The following is a 25,281-nucleotide window of genomic DNA, read 5'->3' as shown; positions in this document are numbered from 1 at the left end:
TTTGATCTTTTTTTAGCCACAGATTAAAGGATTTCCACTGATTAAAATCCCTTTTTAATATTTTAAAACTGTGGCTAAAATTCAATTGCCTCCTGCTTTAGCTGGAGGTTTATAATGAAACCGTACGAAAGGCTTTAGCCAAACTATTTATTATGGCTAAAGCCTAGTATCATGAAGCATTTTATGACCTCCAGTTAAAACTGGAGGCAATTGAACAAACTTTAGCATTTCTAAGCTTGGCTATAAATTTTATTCTTTGTGGAAATTCTTGTAGATGACAAACTGGTTAATCATTAATTATTTTAAAAAAAAAATCAAAAGACTAAAAATCAACTACATAAAAAATTAAAAACTGTTTCAAATGTTAAAATTTAAAAATTTACAACGTTTGAGTAGTACTCGCCTTCTCTTCAACTGTATTATATAAACACAGAACCTAAAAACATTCTTAATGAATTCAAATTCTGAAATAAAAACGCTTTTACAAAAGTTTATTCTCAATCAATGTACTGCCGAAGAAACAGAACAAGTAATTGCCTATTGCCGTAATAACAAACTTACAGAAGATTTCCCGACAGTTGAAGATGTACAAAAGCTCTTAAACGAAATGCCAAAAATGAAGGCTGAAAAAGCAGACTCTATCTTCAACAATATTTTAGCTGCAGGAAAAGAAGAAGAAAACGTAATAGAACTTCATTCTAAAAAATCAAATCGTAGAATATATATTTCTATTGCTGCATCTCTTTTGGTATTGCTTGGAATTGGTTTTGCCTACAAACAAATTTTTTCTAATAAAGTTGCTGAAGTTCCTTTCGATTTTAAAAGCACAGATATCGTTTTGCAAATGGAAGACGGAAGTGTTCAGATTATTTCAGAAAATGGAAAAGTGCAGGTTCATGATAAAAATGGAAATATTGTTGGAAATCAAGACGGAGACAAACTGGTTTATGAAAAAGAAACAGATTCTGAGAAGTTAACCTACAATACTCTTAAAATTCCATTTGGTAAAAAATTCCGTTTAGAATTATCAGACGGAACTTTGATACATTTAAATTCTGGAACAACTTTGAGATATCCAGTAAAATTTATTGCCGGTCAAAATCGTCAGGTATATCTTGACGGTGAGGCATTTTTTGATGTAGCAAAAGACAAAAAACATCCTTTTATTGTAAATGCCGACGAACTAAACGTGCGCGTTTTAGGAACTCACTTTAATGTCTCTAATTACCCTGAAGATGCTCTTACCGATGTTGTCCTAGTAGAAGGTTCTGTTGGAATGTATCGTTCTAATGAAGATTTTGATGCGAGTAAAAACACTATTCTAAAACCAGGATTCAAAGGAAGTTTCAATAAACAAAACGCTTCAATTTTCACAAAACCCGTTATAACAGAAATTTATACTTCTTGGATAGAGGGCGGATTGACTTTTAGAAACATGACTTTCAAAAACATTATTACGAAACTGGAAAGACGCTATAACGTAACAATCATTAATAAAAATGAAAAACTGGCGAACGAGAAATTTAATGCAAGTTTTAAAGAAGAATCTATAGAAAATGTAATGAGTTATTTTAATGAAATTCATGGCATTAATTACACCATAAAAAACAATCAAATACTAATTAAATAACCACTAAACCAATGAAAATTTATGAGGAAAAAAACATACTAGAATAAAAAAATCGGAAAGAGCTGCGAACAATTTCCGATTTACTAAGTGATTGAATATAACGAATTAACTACAATCAATTAACAAAATTATGAAAAAAAAATCTAAGAATAATGGGTTTCTATACTCATTGTTCCAAAATGACCTAAAATTGAAACTAACTACACTACTTATTTTGGTCGCCATGTTTAATATTAGAGGGAATACTTATGCCCAAAAGACAAAAGTTACCCTTGAATTAAACAATTCAACAATCGAAAAGGTTATTGAGACCATTGAACAAAAAACAGATTTTAGATTTATTTACAAATTGAGCGACATCGACTTAGATCGAACCGTTTCAATTTCTGTAAAAGATCAATCTATATATGTGGTTTTAGACAAACTTTTTAAAGGAACTCCAACCGAATTTAAAATTCGTGATACGCAAATTATACTTAAGAAGCCAGAACTTAAAACACAGGTAATTGAATTTCAAAAGCAAACCGTTTCAGGTATAATTACCGATGAAAATGGCCTGCCTTTACCAGGCGCTTCTGTTATTGAAGAGGGAACAAAAAACGGAATGGTAACTGATTTTGACGGAAAATACAAGCTTACGGTTGAAAGTAGCCAATCGGTAATTATTGTGTCTTTTGTTGGATATAAAGAGAAAAAAGTAGTTGCCAGCCAAAGCGTTATCAATATTCAGCTTCTTCCAGATGCAACTGATTTGCAAGAAATTGTAGTTGTGGGTTATGGTACAACATCCAAAAGAGATGTAACTGGTGCCGTTTCGTCTATTGGTGCTAAAGATATGAATCAAGGTGCGATTGTAAATCCGTTACAATTAATTGCGGGAAAAGCTGCAGGTGTTAATATTACACAGTTAGGAAGCGAGCCAGGTTCTGGTCCAAGTGTTCGTATTCGTGGAATTTCTTCTTTAATTGGCGGAAGTGATCCTTTGGTAGTTGTTGATGGAATTCAGGGAAATATGGATTTGCTGAGCCAAGTTCCCCCTAGCGAAATTGAAAGTTATGATATTCTAAAAGATGCTTCTGCAACTGCCATTTATGGTTCTCGCGGTGCGCCTGGTGTACTTATAATTACCACTAAAAAGAATAAAGCAGGTAAAACTACTATGGAATATACTGGTTCTACATCTTTAGATTTTATTCCAAAAAAATTAGACATGTTAAATGCTGACGAGTGGTGGGCTGCTGCACAAAGTGTTGGCGTACCTGCATCTGCAAATCATGGTTCTAATACAGATTGGTACGGCCTTTTGACACAAACTGGTTTAACACAAACTCATACACTTTCTTTTGGTGGAGGAACGGACAAATTTAATTATAGAGCTTCTTTAACCGCGATTTTGCAAGATGGAGTTGTAATTAATTCAAGTAATCAAAAATACATTGGGCGTATTCAAGCAACTCAACTGGCACTTGATGATAAATTAAGTTTAACTTTTAACTTAAACACGGGAATTAATAATACAACCAGCATTATTCAAAGTATTGGAACTGCAGCGTATACTTCAAACTTAATTACTAACGCATATTTGGTGAGACCAACAGATCCAGTTTTCAATACTGATGGAACTTATTTTACAGATCCTAATGTATTTCAATATTTAAATCCTTATGCAACGGCTCAATCTGTTTCAAATAATGCAGAAAATGACAACTTATTTGCAAGTTTAAAAGCTGATTTAGATTTGGCTAGAGGTCTAAAGGCTAGCTGGTTTGGAAGCTGGAGAAAAACAAATACAACCGAAGGTTATTATCTTCCTGTAGTTTCAACAAGTGCTTATGCCATTGATCAAAATGGTTATGGAAATGTTAGAAACCGCAGACAAAATGAGAAACTTACGAACTTTAGTTTGAATTACAAGAGAACATTTGGCGTACACAATATAAACGTATTAGGTTTATACGAATGGCAAAATCAGATGTATCAGGGAAGTTTTGCCCAAGTAAGAGGTTTTATTAATGATAAAGCCACTTATAATGCACTTCAGCTAGGAGATTTGACAAAAATTCGTCCTGGCGATATTGAAACCTATAAAAACGACAGAACTTTAGCTTCATTTTTGGCGAGAGTAAACTATTCGTTATTAGATCGATATTTAGTTACAGCCAGTATCCGTCGTGATGGTTCTTCAGTGTTTGGTGTTAATAATAAATGGGGAAATTTCCCTTCTGCATCTGTTGCATGGCAAATTGAAAAAGAACCATTTATGCGTAACCAACGTTTGTTTGACGAATTAAAACTTCGAGTAGGATATGGAGAAACGGGTAACCAGCAAGGACTTTATCCGCAAAACTCAATTTCATTAGTAGGCAGCAGCGGAACGACTTATTTTGGAGGTTCGCCAATTACAAACTACATAATCACCCAAAATGCAAATGCCGATTTGAAGTGGGAAACCAAAAAACAAACCAATTTAGGTCTTGATTTCGCACTCTTAAATAACAGATTAAGGGGAACTGTCGATGTCTATGATTCTAAAACAGAAAATTTATTATTTGATTATACAGTACCTCAACCTCCTTATCCTTATCCTACTATTAAGGCAAACGTGGGAAGTATTTCAAACAAAGGTATTGAGGTTTCTCTTGCTTACGACGTTATTAAAACACAAAACAGCACACTGACTTTGGCAGGAAACGCTTCATTTATGAAAAATGAAGTCCTAAATTTAGATGGAAGCATTAATGGCGTTCCTTTAAACACTGATTATGTGGGTTGGGGAGCCGCAAACTCTTATCTAGTAAAAGGAAAACCAATTGGAGCATTTTATATTCTAGAACATACCGGCAAAAACGAAAACAATGTTGAAACTGTTTTAGACCGCGACGGAAATGGTATAATTGATCAAGGTGTAAAAAGTCCGGATCGTTACTACGCTGGTTCTGCTTTACCAACTTATACTTTTGCATTTAATCCATCTTACAGATATAAAAACTTTGACGCTTCTCTTTTATTAAGAGGTTCTGGAGGAAATAAAATCTATAACGGATTACGTTCTAACTTAAGCAGATTAGAAAACATTGGTAAATCGAATGTCTTGGCAAGTGCCGTAGATCAAGGAATTTATACTTCTCCTTATGGTTCAGATTTATGGTTAGAAGATGGTTCTTTCATTCGTTTAGAAAATCTTACAGCGGGATATACTTTCCGTTTCACAGATAAATACATTGATACTATTAGACTTTCACTTACAGGAAACAACTTATTCCTGATCACGGATTATTCAGGTATTGATCCAGAATTGAACGTAAGCGGAAGTGGCAGACCTGAAGATAACTTTGGAGGCGATAGAGGAATTTATCCTCGTACCAGAAGCGTGGCGTTTGGTTTGACTGTAAAATTTAAATAGTAAAAGACATGAAAATTAAAAATATATTGATAACAGGAAGCTTGTGTTTCCTGACACTTTTTAGTTGTACAGATATAGACGAAAATGTGTACGATAAATACCCTGCAGAAGATTTTTACGGAACTCCAGAAGGGGCTGATATAGCGCTTGCAAGCGTTTACGCCCAAGTTCCTGGTGATTTCGTAAGAGATAATGCCTCTGGCGTTGGTTATGCAGGTGCAGACAACGGATGGTATGATATGAACTGTATGTCTTCTGATGAGCAGGTTATTCCACACAGAAATACAGGTGACTGGCAGCAGGATTTCGCCCGTCTGCACAAACACGAATGGCTGCCAACAGATTTCATTATCAACAATACTTGGAACTGGCTTTATAAATCTATTTTCAATGCCAATTTAGCGGTTAGTTTATTAGAAAAATCAAATGCCGAAGCTTCTAAAATTGCTGAAGCTAAAACATTGAGAGCTTTCTTTTACTATTTATTAATTGATGACTATGGCGATGTTCCCTTCTTTACTGATAATAATATTACTGTTGATAAAATTCCGCAGTCAAGCCGTAAAGAAGTTTATGATTTTATCGTAAAAGAATTAACCGAAAATGTAGAACTGCTTTCTGGAACAAGAGGCGGCAATTATTATGGAAGATTCAATAAATGGGCGGGTTATACTTTACTGGCAAAAGTATATCTGAACGCTCAAGTATACACAGGAACTCCAAAATGGAGCGAATGTTTAGCCGCTTGTAACAAAGTTGCTGAAGGCGGATTTTCACTTCACTCAGGAGCGGCAGATGTTACAAATCCTTTAGGAAGTAAATATTATGAATTATTTGGAGATGTACTTCCTGAAGATGAAACCATTTTACCAATTTACGCAACCTTAGATGTTGTATCTCGTAACGTTTATGCGGTTCGCAGTTTATATGGTCCGCACGCACAAGCTCTATTTGGTTTCAGCGGATGGAACGGTACAATTGTTCCTAAAGAATTTTTCTTAAAGTACGATGTAAATGATATTCGCAGAAAACAGTTTTTATTTGGAGAACAGCCAGGCGGTTTCAATTACACACTTGATGTTGCTTCATTAGACAATCCAGGAGCAGATCCGCAAGCCGGAGTTAGAAACGTGAAATTTTATCCTGTAGCGCCAAGAACGGGCGGAGGAGCTTCTAACGACTTCCCTATTTTCAGATATGCAGATGTTATTTTAATGATGGCTGAATGTAATGCACGCTTAGGAAATCCAAGCGCTGCAAAACCTTTCATAGACCAAATCAGACAGCGTGCCGGGTTAAATGCTTTAGATCACGACCCAACTCTTGATGATATTTATAATGAAAGAGGATTCGAACTAAACTGGGAAGGACACAGAAGACAAGACATGATTCGTTTTGACAAATTTTTATTGGCAAATGAATTTAGACCTGCATCTCCTGCTTTCAGAAAATTGTTCCCAATTCCAACCTCAGCTCTAGATGCCAATCGTGGATTAAAACAAAACCCAGGTTATTAAAAACAAAGACTATCATGAAAAAATATATCAATAAAATATTCATATTAGGCAGCTTGCTTTTCTTGGGTTCATCCTGCGAAAGCGACGCCGAATTAACAACATTAAAATCTGTTAGTTTTCCATCAGAAATCAGCGTTTCATCCAATACAATAGTATTAACAGAAGACACTGCAGAAGATCAGGCATTACTAGTTTCTTGGCCATCCGTTTCTTTTCCTATTGAAGCTCCAGTAACTTACGCCCTTCAATTTGATTTAGTTGGAGATACAAGCGGCTCTAACGCTTGGTTAAAAGCAAAACGAATTGAAGTTGGCACCGATGTTTTAAGCAAAACTTTAATTGGTCAGGATCTAAATAAAATTGCTGTCGATTTAGGACTTCCAATTGATACTCAAGGAAAATTAGTCGTTCGCGTAGAAGCAACAATGGATCGCAAAGTCTATTCAGATCCAGTTACTTTGACTGTTACTCCTTATGAAAAAAGTGTTGTTTTCGGCGAAATTTATATGCCTGGAGCCTATCAGGGAGAATGGAATGTAGACACTGCTCTTGCTTTAACGGCTATCGCAAAAGGTGTTTATCAAGGTTATGTTACGGTACAACCAGGTTATGGCCCTGTATTTAAATTAAATCAGGGAAGAAATTGGGAACAGTACTATGGTGCAGGTGCTACTAACAGCGACCTACAAAACATGAGTACGAAAGATTTTGCGCTTCCGGGCGAAGGTTCGTATCAGGTTAAAGTAAATCTAAATACTTTAAAATGGACAGCTACACCTTATTCTTGGGGTATTGTTGGTGATGGAACTTCTGGAGGCTGGGATAACAGTACACCAATGAATTATGATTACCAGACAAAAACATGGAAAATAACCGCAGTTTTGGTTCCAGGAAATGTAAAATTCAGATTAAATAATAACTGGACAATCAATTACGGACCTAAGAATACAACAGATGGAATTGTGTATTTAGATGATCCAGGCGCTCATTATGTTGGCGAAGGCGGTACGTATGAAATCACATTCAAAATAAATGATGTTGATCCTGCAACTACTGGATATCCTCCAACAGCAACTTATACAATCACAAAAAAATAGATAAAAATTAAGTTTAGTTTGGTTTGAGTTTACCTGTCTTTTTACTTCGAAAGGCAGGTTACTTCTCAACCATTTAAAATATAAAAAGTAAAATCATGAAATTTAACATAAAAATCGTGTACGCATTACTGCTTACATTGGCATTTGTTTCGTGCAGTTCATCTGACGACGATACAAAAACACCAGAATCTCCGTATACACAATATGGAGCTCCTTTTGAAAAAATGCCAAAGAAAGAAGATGCTATAATCTATCAGGTAAATATTCGTGCCTTTAGTCAGGCAGGAACGTTAAAAGGCGTTCAGGAGAGATTAACACAAATTCAGGAACTGGGAGCAAATGTTATTTATTTAATGCCCATTTATCCTGTTGGAAAAGAAAGAGCTTCAGGCGAATTAGGATCTCCTTACGCGGTAAAAGATTATAAAGCCGTAAATCCAGATTTCGGAACGTTACAAGATTTACAGACTTTAGTCGAAGAAGCGCATAAAAAAAACATGGCAGTTGTTTTAGACTGGGTTGCCAATCATACTGCTTGGGATAATACTTGGATTACACAACATCCAGACTGGTACCAAAAAGATGCAAGCGGAAACATTATTATTCCGCCAGGAACAAATTACAATGATGTAGCTCAATTAAATTTTAATAGTACTGAAATGAAAGATGCGATGATCGACGCCATGTCATACTGGGTTTACAACGCAAATATTGATGGTTTCAGATGCGATTATGCTGATTTTGTTCCTCAAAATTTCTGGTCTGATGCTATTTTAAAATTGAGAAAAATCAAGAAAAATCAAACCATTTTAATGCTTGCCGAAGGTTCTAAAGTAAATCATTTCGCATCAGGTTTTGATTATACGTTTGGATTCAATTTCTTCAGAACGTTAGAACAGCTTTTCAAAAACAACAAACCTGCTACAACTATTCAGGATTCGAATGCAACTGAATATGCAAATAATTACAATTCAGAAAATAGAGTTGTTCGTTACACAAGCAACCATGACGTAAATCTTTCAGACGGAACTCCATTAGAACTTTTTGGAGGTAAAAAAGGATCAATTGCAACTTTTGTCGTAGCTGCTTATTTAAAATCTGTTCCAATGATTTACAATGGTCAGGAAATTGGTTACGATAAAAGATTAAATTACTTTGCCAAAACACCAATCGACTGGAGTACTGCTGATACTGAAATGCTGGCAGAATACAAAAAAATCATTGCCTTTAGAAATACAAGTAATGCCATTAAAAAAGGAACTTTTACAGGTTATAGCAGTGATGCCGTAAGTGCATTTACGATGGAAAAAGATGCAGAAAAAGTTTTTGTACTTTCTAACTTAACCAATTCAACAGTAAAACATCTTATTCCAAATACTTTAAAAGGAAACTGGAAAGACGCTTTTACTGGAGCTGCCGTAACTGTAGGTTCTGAAATAACACTTCAACCCTTTCAATATTTAGTATTGAAAAATTAATATTCTTATGCAGCTTTAAAACCTAAATTTGCAAAAAACTTAATAACATGAATTTTCAATCCCAAAAATCATTGCTTCAAATTTGTTTGAGCAAAAAAACAGCGTTTTTATTTTTTCTACTTGTCCACACAATATGGATTCACGCACAAGAAATAACTTCGCCAGACAAAAATCTTTCTTTAAAATTTGAATTAAAAGAAGGCGGTGTTCCGTCTTACCAATTATCATATAAACAAAAAGCAGTTATAAAACCAAGTTCTTTGGGCTTAGAACTGCAAAACCTGCCTTCGTTTTTGGATGGTTTTACCATTACAAATACAGCACAATCTTCTGTTGATGAAAATTGGAATCCAGTTTTAGGCGAAGAAAAAACAATTCGCAATCATTACAACGAATTGGTTGTCACTTTAGCTCAGGCAAAAAACAACAATAGATTTATTCGCATCCGTTTTCGTTTATTTAACGACGGATTGGGATTTAGATATGAATTTCCGAAACAAAATGATCTAAGTTATTTTGTAATAAAAGAAGAACGTTCTCAATTTAATTTGGCTGGAAATCATAAAATTTTCTGGATTCCAGGAGATTATGATACCAACGAATATGCGTATACAACCTCAAAAATTTCAGAGATTCCTTCGTTGATGAAAAAGGCGACGATCGAAATCAATTCGCAGTGGCCCATAAAAGAACTTTCTGTTCAAACGCCGTCAATGATGAAATCTGATGATGGTTTGTACATCAACATTCACGAAGCTGGATTAATCAATTATCCGGCAATGTACCTTGAAGTTGATGCAGTAAACAACAAAATGATCAGTCATTTAGCACCAGATGCAGTTGGCGCAAAAGGTTATATGCAGACAGATGCACAATCGCCTTGGAGAACTATTGTAGTAAGCGATAAAGCAACAGATATTTTAGCTTCAAAATTAATTCTGAATTTGAACGAACCAACAAGTTATAAAGATGTTTCGTGGATTAAACCCGTAAAATACATCGGAATTTGGTGGGAATATTTCGTAGCTGGAAAAAGTACGTGGGCTTTTGGAAAAGAAAACAATGTGAAATTAACAGATGATTTTACGAAACTTACTCCAAACGGAAAACACGGTGCTACAACAGAACGCGCCAAAGAATATATTGATTTTGCTTCTAAAAATGGTTTTGATGCGATCCTTATCGAAGGCTGGAACATTGGCTGGGAAGACTGGATTGGCAACTGGAAAGAAGAAGTTTTTGATTACGTAACGGCATATCCAGATTTTGATGTAAAAGCAGTTCATGAATATGCAGCTTCAAAAGGAGTAAAAATTATCATGCACCACGAAACTTCAGGATCAGCAACCAATTACGAAAGACGTTTAGATCGTGCTTTTCAATTTATGAATGACAACGGTTATGATGCTGTAAAAACCGGTTATGTTGGAAAAATTATTCCGCGTGGCGAACACCATGACGGACAATGGATGGTCAATCATTACATCAATGTAGCCAAACGTGCTGCTGATTATAAAATTATGATTGACAGTCACGAAGCCGTTCGTCCAACAGGTTTACACCGAACTTTTCCAAACTGGATTGCTCAAGAATCTGCTCGCGGAACGGAGTTTGAATCTATGGGAGGTTTAGCACCTGATCATACTACGATTTTACCATTTACAAGATTAATGGGAGGTCCAATGGATTATACACCTGGGATTTTTCAAACCGATCTTTCTTATTACGGAACAGGAAGTTCACAGCGTGTTAATACCACTTTGGTAAAACAATTGGCATACTATGTAACTATGTACAGTCCGTTGCAAATGGCAGCAGATATTCCGGGGAATTATGAGCGTTTTCCAGATGCTTTTCAGTTCATCAAGGATGTTGCTGTAGATTGGGACAATAGTTATATTCTAGAAGCTGAACCTGGAGATTACATTACAATTGCACGTAAAGCAAAAGGCAAAAACGAGTGGTTTATTGGTGGTATTACAGATGAAAATGCAAGAACTGCCAGCATTTCATTTGACTATTTACCCGCTGGAAAAAATTTCATCGCCACAATTTATGCTGATGCCAAAGAAGCCAACTGGAATGTAAATCCTCAGAAATATACCGTTACTAAAGTTATCGTAAACTCAAAAAGCAAACTGAAGCAATATTTAGCTCCAGGCGGAGGTACAGCTATTAGCATCAAAGAAGGAAATTCTACAGAATTAAAAGGATTGAAAAAGTTATAATTTAAGAAACTAAGGTTCTAAGTTTTTTGCCACAAATTTCACGAATTGACACGAGAATTAGCTGCAGATTAAATTTGTGCTAACTCGTGAAATTCGTGGCAGAAACTTATGCTCATTAATGAGCAAAAAATTAAAAATTTTACTACTTGAAAACTATTAACCACAAAATGTTTGTCGAATTTAAAAACAATGCGAGTGAGAATGAATTTTAGTTAGAAATGCCGACAAGCATTCAAAAAACTATTATTATGAAAATCAAAATTACCACTAGATTATTTCATATTACCAAAGCATTAGTTTGCTTTCTATTATTATTTGCAAGCTCCGTTTATGCGCAGGATCCTCCGCAATACGGAACACCTTTTGCCGGTGTGCCCGATCCGAGAGATGTCAATATGTATCAAGTGCATATACGTCCGTTTAGTGCTAACGGAAATTTAGCAGGAGTAACCGCCCGATTAGACAATATAAAAGCACTCGGCACAAATGTTATTTATTTAATGCCGATTTTTCCTCATGGCACCGATTCCCGAAGTTCGGCTTCGCCTTATTGCATTAAAGATTTTAAAGCTGTAGGATCAGAATATGGTTCTCTTGCAGATTTAAGAACTTTAGTCGATGGCGCTCACAGCCGCGGAATGGCCGTAATTCTAGATATTGCTATCAATGGAACTTCATGGGATCATGGATGGACAACTTCTCATCCAGAATATTATAAGCGAACTGGAACAACTATTCAGCAATTAGGAAACTTCTCCGATATTGCTGCGCTTGACCTTAATAGTTCGGCTACACGAGCAGCCATCAAAGATGCAATGCGTTACTGGATTTTCGCTGCTAACATTGATGGTTATCGCTGCGATTATGCCAATAATCCTCCTTTAGATTTCTGGTCTGAAGTCAACTCAAACCTTCGAGGTATTTCTTCTCATAATTTATTAATGTTAGCCGAAGGAGACAGACAAGAAAATTTTCAGGTTGGTTTCGACATGAATTATGGCGACAGATGGTTTCACAGCGGTTTATATGATATTGCTAATGGAGGACCAGTTTCTCAAAGACTTCAAGACCAATCTACTTATGAATATGCTAAAGCAACTGGAAATCAGCAAATCGTTCGATATACTGGTAATCATGATACGTACACCAATGATGATGGCGTAAGAAGACCGTTCGTAGCCTTCAAAAATCATAACGGAATTGTTGCCAACTTTTTAGTTTCAGCTTATATGAGAGGTGTTCCCTTCTTAATGAGCGGACAGGAAATCGACTACGAACCCAAAACTGATTGGCCGTGGACAAACTTCAAATTCAACTGGTCTCAAAACCCGACAGCTGCTGCAGATTTCGCCAAAATCTTAAATTTCAGAACTACTAGTACTGCCATCAGACGTGGTGATTTAACCACGTATGCAAATGATGATATCAGTATTTTTACTAAGACATTAGGTACAGAAAAAGTAATCGTAATGTCGAATTTAAGAAATGCTTCAAAATCGTATGTAATCCCAGCGGCTTTAGCAGGAACTTATGTAAATCCATATAATAACAATGCCTCGGTAATTTTAACAACAGGCGCTACAAGAACATTTGCTGCTTTTGAATATTTGGTTTTAACGAATACCAATGCTCCAGTTGTAGCCGTAACAAATGTTTCTGTAAATCCAGCAACGGCAACTGTCGGTTTAGGATCTACACAGCAGCTTAACGCAACGATAGCTCCTGCAAATGCCACAAACCAAAATGTAACCTGGACATCCAGCAATACCGCAGTTGCTACTGTAAATGCATCTGGATTGGTTACAGCCGTTGCAGCAGGAACAACAACGATTACAGTAAAAACCGTTGATGGCAATAAAACAGCAACCTCAGCTATAACAGTAGCGGCAATTCCAGTTGCATCTGTAAGTGTTTCACCAACAACGGCAAGTTTATATGCAGGAAATACACAACAGCTTTCTCCAACAATTGCTCCAGCAAATGCCACGAACAAAAATGTAACATGGAGTTCAAGCAACAACGCAATTGCAACGGTAAACTCAAGCGGACTTGTAACGGCAGTTGCTGCAGGAACAGCAACGATTACAGCAACAACACAAGACGGAAATAAAACAGCGTCGGCAACAATTACAGTAAATCCGAATACGAATTTTACGGTTTATTTCTATAAACCATCAAACTGGGGAACTGGGATTAAAATCTATTATTGGAGTGCTTTACCAACAGGAGTTTTAGCAAATGCAACCTGGCCGGGCGTAAACATGAGCGATGCGGGAAGCGGATGGTACAGTTATACATTTACCAATGTAACCTCAACAAATTTAATTTTCAACGACGGAACCAATCAAACTGCCGATTTAAGCAGAAACAAAACCGGCTGGTATATGAACAACACTTGGTACGATTCTAATCCAGGAACGGGCGTTGCCGTTACAGGTGTAACTTTATCTCCAACCACTGCGGCTTTATCGGTTGGTGCAACACAGCAATTAACGCCAACAGTTTCGCCATCAACAGCGACAAACAAAGCCGTAACTTACAGTTCAAACAATACTGCTGTGGCAACAGTAAATACTTCCGGATTAGTAACTGCTGTAGCAAATGGAACAGCTACAATTACCGTTACAACTGTTGACGGAAATAAAACGAGTACTTGTGTCGTAACAGTTTCTACAACTTCTACGGGAGGAACATATTATACAATTAAAAACAGATGGACAGGAGCTTATTTATCTGATGCCGGGACAAATGTTGGCTACGGAACAACGGTTTCTGGAAACAACTACAAATGGCAGAAAATCGCTATTGATGCCACTTACTTCGTTCTTAAAAATGCAGCAACTGGAGAGTTAATTAATATTGAAGGTCAAACAGGAACTGTTCAATGTAATATAACAGATACTACTTTCTGGAGTGCACAATGGTCAAGCGATTATATTGACGGAACCTGGGTAAGATTAAGAAATAGATGGCAGACAGGAAATATTATTCATGTTGAAAATCAAACAGGATCTGCTCAATATGGAAATTCACAAGACGGCTGGTTCAGCGCACAATGGCAGTTGGAACCAACTACTGTTGGTACATCAAAAATGGCACTAAATGTTGAAGAAGTTTCAACAGCAGAACCTGTAATTGGTATTTATCCAAATCCTGCAATAAACAATGAATTTCATATTCTAATGCCAGAATTAGCAAATGGCGATACTGCCGAAATTTTCGTTTCTGATTTGAATGGAAGAAGTCTTTTAACCGAAAAACTTTCTTCTTCAGGACAAGTTAATCATCATTTATCTTCAGGCATTTACATTGTAAACATTATTTCTAAAGATTTTAATGTGATTAAAAAACTAATTGTTAAATAATTTTTTTCGCCGCGAATTCACGAATTTAATTTAACCTAATTTGTGAATTCGTGGCGAATATTTTTAAAAAGAATAATTTAAAGCAAACCCAAAATTATTATTTAATGTAATATCATTATTGATTACGGAAGGTTTAAATACTAATCTCTCGCTTACATTAAACTGCGATAATGCCGCATCGATATTAGCATCAATAATATTCAAGACGTAAAAACCAACCATAAACAGGGCGGATAAATCTCTGTTTCTTTGAAATTGTTTTTGAGCAGAAATCAATTGACTTTCGCTTAATCCAGCTAAATAATCTGAGTTACTCGTATTTCCTTCCAATCTGCTTTTATATTCATCTCTGTAGATATTGTACTTTTTTTGATTGTCAATATATAGATAAGTGCTTGTGCCGATTGCTCCATAAACTAAAGGAACTTTCCAGTATTTCTTATTGTAAATCTGACCTAAACCTGGTAAAATAGCTGAATAAAATGCTGCTTTAGCTGGACGAAGCGGATCAATTGTTTCAGATCTAAGAGTGTCATTTAAAACAATTTTAGTTTTTTCCTGAGCAAAAAGAGAAGTTAATCCAAAAAATAAAAATAGGAGAATGAATTGATTCTGCATATAAAGTTATATTTGAAAAATTTGATCAAAGAAAACTTTTTAGTTCTAAGATTTTTCTTAAATAAAAGATAAAGAAAACTTAATTTTTAAATCAATTGATAATCAGAGACATATATTTAAAAAGTAAAAACAATACTACAAGTTTTGCTATATTCAACTTAAAACTGTTACTTTGCAACATGAAAACTACAACAGTAAATAAGGAAGCGATTAAACAAGCCATTATCAAGATGAGAGATGATAAGGTTGCTGTACGCTCTTTTTTACAAGGAAAAACTTCTGCAGAAACCTTAACTTCAAAAGGTATAAAACTTGTTAAAACAATATAATTATACTTTTAATTCTGATTCTGGTTATTATTGTTTCTTTACAAAAAGACAAATTGAATACAGAGTTGCTTTCTACGAAGATTTCACGTTAGCATCTTGCGTTGGGAACGATATAGAACTTGGAAATGTTTATCAAATTACTATAGACAAAATTAGCTCTAGGCCTGAACAATTTGATGTATTGATTTCAAAAACAATCAAAAACATTATTGCCACATTTTTTGAAAATATTCATGATGCATTAATTTATATTTGTGATGATAATGATAAAAAGGCATTTCAAAGATTTTCTGTTTTTGATAGATGGTACAAAAAAAGTTCCATGACCAATTATATCACAAAGCTTGATAATATTATTGAATTTGATTCTGATACAGAAACTATTAAACTTTATACCTCTTTAATGTTTCATACAGAAAATACGAATTTTAAAACTATAACAGAAGCTTTTAATAATATCAGCAATGTTTTAAATGGAGCAAAACCATAGCTAGTTCTAGCAATAAAAAAACCGACATATTTCTATATCGGTTTTTTTATTTATTAATATCACTTTACTCCTCAAACAATTCCATCAATTCCAGCGCCCGTTTTATCGACTTCACATTTTCGAAAGTCAATAATAAACGTAATCCGTTTACGGTTTGTTTTTCTTTCATTTTGCAAAGATTACTATGCTTCTGAACAAAATTTAAAACATTTCTAAACTTCACCGACTGATAATAATCAGATTGCTGGTCTGAAACGAAATAGCCTATCATTTTGCCTTGTTTCAAAACTAATTTCTCGATTCCAACACGCGTTGCAATCCATTTTATGCGGATGCTGTTTAGTAAGGCAGTTGCTTGTTTTGGCAAAGGTCCGAAACGGTCAATTAGCTTTCTTTCGAATTCCTGTAAGCCAGCTTCGTCTTTTATAGCGCCTAATTCGTTGTATAAAACCAAACGTTCCGAAACGTTATTTATATATTCATCTGGAAATAATAACTCAAAATCGGCATCGATTTGAATATCTTTTACATATTCCTTAGTATCAATATTATTTTCTTCCGGATATAAATCTTTGAACTCGTTTTCTTTCAATTCTTCAATCGCTTCATTCATGATTTTTTGGTACGTATCAAAACCAATTTCATTGATGAAGCCGCTTTGTTCTCCACCTAATAAATCTCCTGCTCCACGAATTTCCAGATCTTTCATTGCAATATTGAAACCGCTTCCCAGTTCGCTGAATTGTTCCAAAGCCTGAATACGTTTTCTTGCATCTTCTGTCATAGATGAATATGGCGGACAAATGAAATAACAGAATGCTTTTTTGTTGCTTCGCCCTACTCGACCGCGCATTTGATGCAAATCTGATAATCCGAAATTATTGGCGTTATTAATGAAAATTGTGTTCGCATTTGGAACGTCCAAACCACTTTCGATAATTGTTGTCGCCACCAAAACGTCGAAATCTCCGTTCATGAAACCTAACATCAATTCCTCAAGTTTTGCTCCGTCCATTTGTCCGTGACCAATTCCCACTCTTGCATTTGGAACCAAACGCTGAATCATTCCAGCCACTTCTTTTATATTTTCGATTCTATTATTGATAAAGAAAACCTGTCCGTTTCGCTGGATTTCATACGAAATCGCATCACGAATGATCTCTTCATTAAAACCAACAACATTTGTTTCAATAGGATAACGATTTGGCGGAGGCGTTGTAATTACAGACAAATCTCTCGCCGCCATTAAAGAGAATTGTAAAGTTCTTGGAATTGGCGTTGCTGTTAATGTCAACGTATCAACATTTGCTGCAATAGTTTTTAATTTATCTTTTACGTTAACTCCAAACTTTTGTTCCTCATCAACAATCAACAAACCTAAGTCTTTAAAAACTACATTTTTGTTGACCAATTGATGCGTTCCAATTACAATATCCAATTTACCTTCGGCTAAATCTTTTAAAGTTTGTGCTTTTTGTTTTGCCGTTCTAAATCGGTTTAAATAACCAATAGAAACTGGCATATCTTTCAATCGTTCCGAAAAAGTTCTATAATGCTGATAAGCCAAAATAGTCGTCGGAACCAAAACGGCAACTTGTTTGCTATTGTCAACCGCTTTAAAAGCAGCGCGAATAGCAACCTCTGTTTTTCCGAAACCTACATCACCGCAAACCAAACGATCCATTGGGCGATCGCTTTCCATGTCGGCTTTTACTTCTTGTGTCGATTTAGTTTGATCTGGCGTATCTTCATAAATAAACGAACTTTCTAATTCGTTCTGAAGATAACTGTCCGGCGCAAACTGAAAACCTTTTTCTAAACGACGTTTTGCATACAGCTGAATCAAATTGAATGCAATATGTTTGACACGCGCTTTGGTTTTTTGTTTTAAAACTTTCCAGGCGTTAGACCCTAATTTGTATATTTTCGGCGGCGTTCCGTCTTTTCCGTTGTATTTGGAAATTTTATGAAGCGAGTGAATGCTCACATACACAATGTCATTATCCGCATAAACCAATTTTATGGCTTCTTGCGTTTTGCCTTCTACTTGAATTTTCTGCAAGCCGCCAAACTTCCCAATTCCGTGATCGATGTGCGTTACATAATCACCAACAGAAAGTGCTGTTAATTCCTTAAGCGTAATATTCTGCTTTTTAGAATAACCGTTTTTGATGTTGAATTTATGATAACGTTCAAAAATCTGGTGATCGGTATAAGCCGTTATCTGATTTTCTTCATCAATAAAACCTTGGTATAAAGGCAGTACAATAGTGTTGTATTGTTTTCTGATATTCTCAGAATTCGCTTCGTCCAGCGATTCAAAAATATCATGAAAACGTTTGGCCTGCGTTTCATTCGAACAGAACAAATAATTTTTGTATCCGTTAAAATGATTATCGCTCAGATTATTCAGCAGCAAATCAAATTGTTTATTGAACGAGGGCTGAGGTTGAATATGAAATTCGAATTTTTTAGTGGTTTTGAAAATTGGTTTTGAAGCCAATTCTACTATCGAAAAATCTAAAGCTCGTTTGATAAACGAAGCCTGATTTAAAAATAATTGTTCTGGTTCGGCGTGTTTTATTTCTCCTGAAAGTTTTGAAAAAGCTTCTTCTGCCCTCGCAAATTGTTTGTCTAACTGACTAAAAAGTCCATCAGTATTTTGAATAAAAAGTACTGTTTTCTCAGCAATATAATCTAAAAAGCTTTCACGGTTTTCCTGAAATATCTTGTTTTCGACATTCGGAATAATGGTGATTTTTTTATGCGTTTCAACAGACAATTGTGTTTCTACATCAAAACTTCTGATACTGTCTACTTCATTTCCGAAAAATTCAATTCGATACGGATGATCGTTTGAAAAAGAAAATACATCGACAATACCTCCACGAACCGAAAATTCTCCGGGTTCTGTAATAAAATCGACTCTTTTGAATTCATATTCAAACAAAACTTCATTAATGAAATCAATTGAAATTTTATCGTTTAAAGAAACTTTTAAAGTGTTTTTATCCAATTGCTGGCGCGTAACTACTTTTTCAAAAAGTGCTTCTGGATACGTAACAATTATGGCCGGTTTTTTTCGGGAATTTATTCGGTTTAAAACCTCAGCGCGAAGCAAAACATTTGCATTGTCTGTTTCATCAACTTGATAGGGACGACGGAATGAAGCGGGATAAAACAATACATCCTGCTCGCCAATCATCTGCTCTAAATCGTTTAGGTAATACGCAGCCTCTTCTTTATTGTCTAAAACAATTAAAAAAGGCAGTTCGGTTTTTTTAAAAACAGAGCGGACAACAAATGAAACTGCAGATCCCAGCAATCCGCTGAGATGCATTTTTATCTGATTTCCTTCCAGTAAATTTGATGCAATCTGTTGTGCTTTTGGCAGATTGTCGTATATCGTATATAGTGCGTTTTTACTCAATTCTAGGTTTATTTTGATCTAATGGCGGCGTAGAACTCGGTATCGCACGCGTGGTGTCTAACATTCTAAGGAAATCTGCTTCTCCTTCTTCTTTCGGAATTTTGGCTTTTTCGACAATTTTATCCATTTGTCTTTCCAGCGAAATTAATTCTTTGTTGATTTCTTGTATCAAAAAAACCACTTTATCATCTGGAACTTTATTTAAATGAATAAATAAATCCATCATTTTTATTTTGGTAATTAAAATAGAAATACGGCTTTTTATTTGAGGCACATTAAATTCTGGCGGAATATTGTTATTTAAAGCCATCGCTTTTTTAGAAATAGCAGCCGATTTTTTCTGAAATGCTCCAATTGTTTTTCTTGGCTTATCTCCAATCTCTTTCATAAACTCTCGCCATTCTGTCCAAGAATTTAATTTTTGTTCTGAGATTTCATTGATCGGTTCATCAATAAACATCCAGCCTTTATTTATATTATTAAAAATAGCTTCTTTCTTTTTTGCTTCTTTTTCATTTTCAGCAAGACGTTTTTCATCTTGATTTTGACATGAATTCAACACAAAAACAAAAAGCAGAAAAAGAGATATCTTATATTTCATTTGGTAAAACATTAAGCTACAAAGTTACAAAGTAAATTTACAATTACGAATTCTGATTTTTGCCTTTGATTCACATAAATTACTATCTTTTTTTTACGACAGATTATGCAGATTTAAAATAATTTTCTTTGGTTTTATTATCAATAAAAATGATCTTTTACATAGATTTTTGAAAGGCACAAAGACACACCCTTGTAAAAGAGAATTATCCAACAAACAAACTTTTTAATTGTTGAATTTATAATTTATTCTTCAAAAAAGCGCAAGTAATTGCGAAAACGTTATATTTGTATCTCTAAAAATCATCGAAAAATGAATCCTAAAATATTGATCATTGGTGCCTGCGGTCAGATTGGAACAGAGCTGACGCAAAAACTGCGCAAATTATACGGAACCGAAAATGTAATCGCTTCTGATATTCGAAAATTAAATACTGATGTTGTAAATTCGGGACCTTTTGAAGTGGTCAATGCTTTAGATTTTAATCAAATTGAACATTTAGTAGAAGTTCATCAAATAACTGATATCTATTTAATGGCGGCACTTTTATCTGCTACTGCTGAAAAAAATCCAGCGTTTGCCTGGGATTTAAATATGAATTCTCTTTTTCATGTTTTAAATTTAGCGAAAGCAAAAAAGATTCAGAAAATTTTCTGGCCTTCGAGTATTGCAGTTTTCGGACCAACGACTCCAAAAGAAAACACGCCTCAGTATACTGTAATGGAACCTTCAACAGTTTACGGAATCAGCAAGCAAGCTGGAGAAAGATGGTGCGAGTATTATCATAATATTTATGGTGTTGATGTTCGAAGTATTCGTTATCCTGGTTTAATCAGCTGGTCTACTCCTCCAGGCGGCGGAACTACAGATTATGCTGTTGATATCTTTTACAAAGCGATTGCTGATAAAAAATACGAATGCTTTTTATCATCTGAAACCAAAATGCCGATGATGTATATGGATGACGCTATTGATGCAACGATTAATATTATGAAAGCTCCTGCTGAGCAGATTAAAATACATTCTTCTTATAATTTGGCTGCAATGAGTTTTACTCCGACAGAAATTGCAAATGAAATTAAGAAACATATTCCTGATTTTGAAATCACTTATAACCCCGATTTCCGTCAAAAAATTGCTGACAGCTGGCCGGCAAGTATTGACGACAGTTCTGCCAGAGAAGACTGGAACTGGAATCATAAATTTGATCTGGAATCTATGACAAAAGATATGATCGAGCATTTGAGTTAAACCTTAATGATCTAAAAATAAAAAGTCCCGTTTATTAAATTAAACGGGACTTTTTTTATTCTTTAAATGAAGATTATTTCACGTCAAAAACATTGTTTGCAGCTTTTACATCAGCCATTAATCCGCTTGGGTCAATAGTGATTTTTTTGATTGCAGTTTTGTTTTTATCGATTGTAAAACTATAGTTTTGCTGTGCCCAAGCCCAGTCTTCTAAAACAGTTCTTTTTTGATTTGGATTTGGATTCGGTTTAATAAAATTCATCATTCTTAACGGAATGTAGAAGTTCTCAGAGGTTCCGTCAGTATAATCTACTTTTAAGTCGATTGGCATTGGCATTCTTCCAATTCTCTCCAAAGTTACAGTTGTTTTTCCTGCATTATCAGCAACGTCTTTAATTCCGTAATCAATCGTATTTAATGTTTGCGTCCAATCTGTTAAATACCAATCTAGCTCAGCTCCAGAAACTCTTTCTGCTGTTCTTTTGATGTCATTTGGAGTTGGATGTTTGAATTTAAAATCGTTGAAATATCTTTTTAAAGTAGCATCAACATTTTCTTTTCCAATTACATATTCTAATTGAGAAAGAAAAATACTTCCTTTTACGTAAGAAGAAATACTGTAAGGACGGTTTTCGTCATAGCGATCTCCGTGTGTACTTTGCGGCTGTTCTTTTCCAGAATTTACTAAACTGTAATAAGCAGCATAATTGCCCTTAAATGGATTTACTTCTTTTTTATCTCCCTTTAATTCGTTCAAAGCGCTGTCTTCGATGTAAGTTGTAAAACCTTCATCCATCCAAGGATGTTTGGACTCGTTTGATGCCAAAATATGCTGAAACCAAGAGTGTCCTAATTCGTGTGTTGCAGTTCCAAGAATTCCTTCCAGTTTTCCGTTTCCTAGCATTAAAGTACACATTGCATACTCCATTCCACCGTCTCCACCTTGAATAAATGAATATTGTTTGTACGGGTAAGCTCCAACTCTTTGGTTGTAATAATCCATTACTTTTACCATTAATGGCTCTAATTGTTTCCAGTTTTCTGCCACTTTTGGAGTGTTTTTATAGAAGAAATGCAAATCAACATCATTTGGTCCTTTTACAATATCATGTGCATATTCTTTGTCTGCTGCCCATGTAAAATCGTGAACATTTGGAGCAATAAAATGCCATGTCAACGTTTTTGCTTTTTTAGGATAAGTAACCGTCACACCAGCATCTTCGTAACCGTGTCCAATTGAATTTTTGTCTTGTAAATATCCAGAACCTCCAATTGTGTATTCTTTATCGATTGTAATTTTTACATCAAAATTTCCCCAAACACCGTGAAATTCTCTCGCAATATACGGATCTGCGTGCCAGCCTTCGAAATCAAATTCAGCTAATTTTGGATACCATTGTGACATCGAAAGTTCAATTCCCTCCGAATTATTTCTTCCCGAACGACGAATTTGCACTGGAACTTGTCCGTCAAAATCTAATGTGAAAGTAGTTTTTGAATTTGGTAAAATTGGTTTAGCCAAAGTAACTTCTAGAATAGTTCCTGAAACTCTTGTTTGAGCTGCAGTACCATCCTGCTTAAAATTTGTGATTTTTAAAAATCCAATTTCATTTGGTTTTAAAGTTTCAATTCGGCTTTGTTTTACATCTTTTCCGTCTGCACCTTTTACTTTATTTACCATTCTTCCGTCTGGATCTTTGATAAAATGAAGACGCGCATCCATTTCACTTCCTGGCTGAAAAGCATTTGGAAACAAATGATAGAATACTTTTCTTAAAGTATCAGGAGAATTATTGGTGTAAACCAATTCTTGTTTTCCTTTATACTGATAGTTTTTTACATCCATTGAAACCTCCATTTTGTAATCGGCGTGTTGCTGCCAATATGAGGTGTTTTGAGCAAAAGCTGTGTTTAATCCAAAGCTCAGGAAAGAAAGTAAAATAATTTTTCGCATGTTTATATGTAATAGAAAATGGAAGAGCGCGAACTCTTCCATTAGATTAATAGTGTATTATTCTTTATTTTTTAGACATCTTCTCTGCCATTAATAAAGCGTTGTAAGCATTTACCATTTTTGCAGTTTTTGATGATTCTGCAGAAGAAACCGCTACTGGTTTTTCATTTGGATTTGGATTTTCTCCCAAAATAACTTTAGAAGGAAGTGCAACTCCAGAGTCCATCAAAATCTTCTTAACTTGGGCAGCTTTTAATTTTGGGTAGTAAGAACGAATTAAAGCCGCAACACCCGCTGCATTTGGAGATGCCATCGAAGTTCCTTGTAAATATTTGTATTTATTGTTTGGAACTGTTGCGTAGATTTCTTCACCTGGAGCAAAAACGTCAACATTAATTTTTCCGAAGTTAGAAAATGGTGCAACAACCGTTTCTCCGTATTCTTTATTAATTGCTCCAATTGTGATTACATTATCAGCAAATTCTTTTACGTTGTCTTCAGAATCATTTGGATAATTGATGTTTTTTGTCTCATCAATATTATATCCGTCGTTTCCAGCAGCATGTACAATTAAAACGTCTTTTTTAGCTGCATATTTAATAGCATCGTAAACCCATTGTTTGTGTGGAGAAAAGCTTTTTCCGAAACTTCCGTTAATTACTTTTGCACCATTATCTACTGCATAACGAATTGCTAAAGCGATATCTTTATCATACTCATCACCGTCTGGCACAGCTCTCACAGTTAAAATCTCAACGTTTGGCGAAGCAACTCCGTCTCCTCCTAAATTGTTTCCACGGATTTGTGCAATGATTCCAGCAACGTGAGTTCCGTGAAGTGCTTTTTCTTTATCTGGACCAAAAACAACATTATTTCCATAATGATTGTCTTTAATATCTTCTGGATTATCGCCTACGACTTTTCTTCCGTCAAATTCTTTATTTAAATTATAATTCAATTGATCGTAAACTTGCTCTTTATATTCTCCAAAATCAGCTTCTGGGTTAAAAGTTGGACCAGCATTTGTAAAAATTTGAGTCATTATTGCTTTTGCTCTAGCAATTTTTGAATCTGTTGACGTAATAGATGCTAAATCCTCAACTTTATAATCTGTTTTATTTAGTTCTTTTTTGATAGTATTATGAATATCTAATAAAAAATCAACTTGTTCTTTATCTTTTAGAGCTTTTTCGTATTTCTCGTTGTATTGGGCTAAAGCTTCTTTGTATTGAGCAGAACCATCGTCTCCTTTTTTGACAATACGTGTCATTTCAAGATTTTCATTAACAGCATTTCCAAGGAAATTCCATCCGTGAACATCATCAATAAATCCGTTTTTATCATCATCGATTCCGTTTCCAGGAATTTCTTTTGCATTAGTCCAGATCATTCCCTGCAGATCTTCATGTTCGATATCTACACCAGAGTCTACAATACCAACAATAACTTTATTGCCTTTTTTACCTTGAAGCAATTCAGTTAAAGCTCTATCAACACTCATTCCTGGGATAGAATCTTTTACTAAATCAAGATGACTCCATCTTTTTAGTTCGTTTTCACTAACTGGTGCTTTTTTAACAACTGCTAAAGGAGCAACAATTGGTTGTTTTGGCACTGATTTTTGCGCTTGCAAACTTGCACTGCATCCTGCTAAAACAAGTAATGCAAAAGCAGATAATTTAAGAGGTTTTATATGACTCATGTATCTATTATATAAGTAAAGTTAAAAGATGGGTCTAAATTATGCTTTTTTGTTACAAAAAACTAACTGTTAACAATGTGTTATGAAATTTTAATTAAAATTTACCATCATGAAAATTAGCATAAACAATTAAAATTCAAATCATTGTAAAGCATCTACATATTAAAAACTCTATATTAAAAAAAGAA

General features: G+C 34.9%; 15 protein-coding genes. 10 read left to right on the top strand and 5 right to left on the bottom strand.

Translation table 11 applies throughout. The annotated features are described in order from the left end of the window. Positions 1-451 precede the first annotated feature (451 nt). From QE431_RS00355 to QE431_RS00325, 7 genes are all read left to right on the top strand, one after another. Positions 452-1,630 carry a FecR family protein gene (locus tag QE431_RS00355; protein WP_307291510.1) on the top strand — a complete coding sequence of 393 codons (1,179 nt, stop codon included), beginning with the start codon at positions 452-454 and terminating at the stop codon, positions 1,628-1,630. A 190-nt stretch (positions 1,631-1,820) separates the two neighbouring features. Continuing rightward, positions 1,821-5,033 carry a TonB-dependent receptor gene (locus QE431_RS00350; protein WP_307291509.1) on the top strand — a complete coding sequence of 1,071 codons (3,213 nt, stop codon included), beginning with the start codon at positions 1,821-1,823 and terminating at the stop codon, positions 5,031-5,033. A gap of 8 nt (positions 5,034-5,041) precedes the next feature. Continuing rightward, the gene (locus tag QE431_RS00345; RefSeq protein ID WP_307291508.1) at positions 5,042-6,550 is read left to right on the top strand and encodes a RagB/SusD family nutrient uptake outer membrane protein; all 1,509 of its coding nucleotides are present in this window, start codon (positions 5,042-5,044) and stop codon (positions 6,548-6,550) included. A gap of 14 nt (positions 6,551-6,564) precedes the next feature. After that, positions 6,565-7,647, top strand: a complete 1,083-nt coding sequence (locus QE431_RS00340) for a SusE domain-containing protein (protein WP_057115657.1) — start codon at positions 6,565-6,567, stop codon at positions 7,645-7,647. Between the two features lie 95 nt (positions 7,648-7,742). Further along, positions 7,743-9,125, top strand: a complete 1,383-nt coding sequence (locus tag QE431_RS00335) for an alpha-amylase family glycosyl hydrolase (RefSeq protein WP_307291506.1) — start codon at positions 7,743-7,745, stop codon at positions 9,123-9,125. Positions 9,126-9,172: 47 nt separating this feature from the next. After that, positions 9,173-11,353, top strand: a complete 2,181-nt coding sequence (locus QE431_RS00330) for a glycoside hydrolase family 97 protein (RefSeq protein ID WP_134138956.1) — start codon at positions 9,173-9,175, stop codon at positions 11,351-11,353. A 248-nt stretch (positions 11,354-11,601) separates the two neighbouring features. Then, entirely contained in the window at positions 11,602-14,718 is a 3,117-nt protein-coding gene (locus QE431_RS00325) for an Ig-like domain-containing protein (RefSeq protein ID WP_307291504.1), read from the top strand. A 63-nt stretch (positions 14,719-14,781) separates the two neighbouring features. Here the strand turns inward: QE431_RS00325 and QE431_RS00320 are convergent, their stop codons facing one another. Next, the gene (locus QE431_RS00320) at positions 14,782-15,336 is read right to left on the bottom strand and encodes a DUF5683 domain-containing protein (RefSeq protein WP_307291502.1); all 555 of its coding nucleotides are present in this window, start codon (positions 15,334-15,336) and stop codon (positions 14,782-14,784) included. A gap of 179 nt (positions 15,337-15,515) precedes the next feature. On the opposite strand from QE431_RS00320, the gene QE431_RS00315 reads away from it, so the two are divergent. Then, entirely contained in the window at positions 15,516-15,665 is a 150-nt protein-coding gene (locus QE431_RS00315; protein ID WP_307291501.1) for a hypothetical protein, read from the top strand. Further along, positions 15,649-16,155, top strand: coding sequence for a DUF6169 family protein (locus QE431_RS00310; protein ID WP_307291499.1), 507 nt, complete (start codon positions 15,649-15,651; stop codon positions 16,153-16,155). The genes QE431_RS00315 and QE431_RS00310 overlap by 17 nt, the downstream gene beginning before the upstream one ends. A 64-nt stretch (positions 16,156-16,219) precedes the next feature. Here QE431_RS00310 and mfd read toward each other — a convergent pair whose 3' ends face one another. Beyond that, the gene (gene mfd, locus QE431_RS00305) at positions 16,220-19,585 is read right to left on the bottom strand and encodes a transcription-repair coupling factor (protein WP_307291497.1); all 3,366 of its coding nucleotides are present in this window, start codon (positions 19,583-19,585) and stop codon (positions 16,220-16,222) included. Next, entirely contained in the window at positions 19,578-20,186 is a 609-nt protein-coding gene (locus QE431_RS00300) for a hypothetical protein (RefSeq protein WP_307291494.1), read from the bottom strand. Before QE431_RS00300 ends, mfd begins: the two co-directional genes overlap by 8 nt. 312 nt (positions 20,187-20,498) lie before the next feature. On the opposite strand from QE431_RS00300, the gene QE431_RS00295 reads away from it, so the two are divergent. Then, positions 20,499-21,437 carry an L-threonine 3-dehydrogenase gene (locus QE431_RS00295; RefSeq protein WP_057115643.1) on the top strand — a complete coding sequence of 313 codons (939 nt, stop codon included), beginning with the start codon at positions 20,499-20,501 and terminating at the stop codon, positions 21,435-21,437. 73 nt (positions 21,438-21,510) lie between these two features. On the opposite strand, the gene QE431_RS00290 is transcribed toward QE431_RS00295, so the two are convergent. Next, on the bottom strand, positions 21,511-23,391 hold the full coding sequence (locus tag QE431_RS00290; protein ID WP_134138945.1) for a M1 family metallopeptidase: 1,881 nt from the start codon (positions 23,389-23,391) through the stop codon (positions 21,511-21,513). A gap of 64 nt (positions 23,392-23,455) precedes the next feature. After that, positions 23,456-25,093 carry a S8 family peptidase gene (locus QE431_RS00285; protein WP_307291491.1) on the bottom strand — a complete coding sequence of 546 codons (1,638 nt, stop codon included), beginning with the start codon at positions 25,091-25,093 and terminating at the stop codon, positions 23,456-23,458. Positions 25,094-25,281: the final 188 nt, after the last annotated feature.

This window comes from Flavobacterium sp. SORGH_AS_0622 (assembly GCF_030818825.1).
GTDB lineage: Bacteria > Bacteroidota > Bacteroidia > Flavobacteriales > Flavobacteriaceae > Flavobacterium.
The sequence above is the reverse complement of the archived record's forward strand: the minus strand, read 5'-3'. Positions and strand labels throughout refer to the sequence as shown.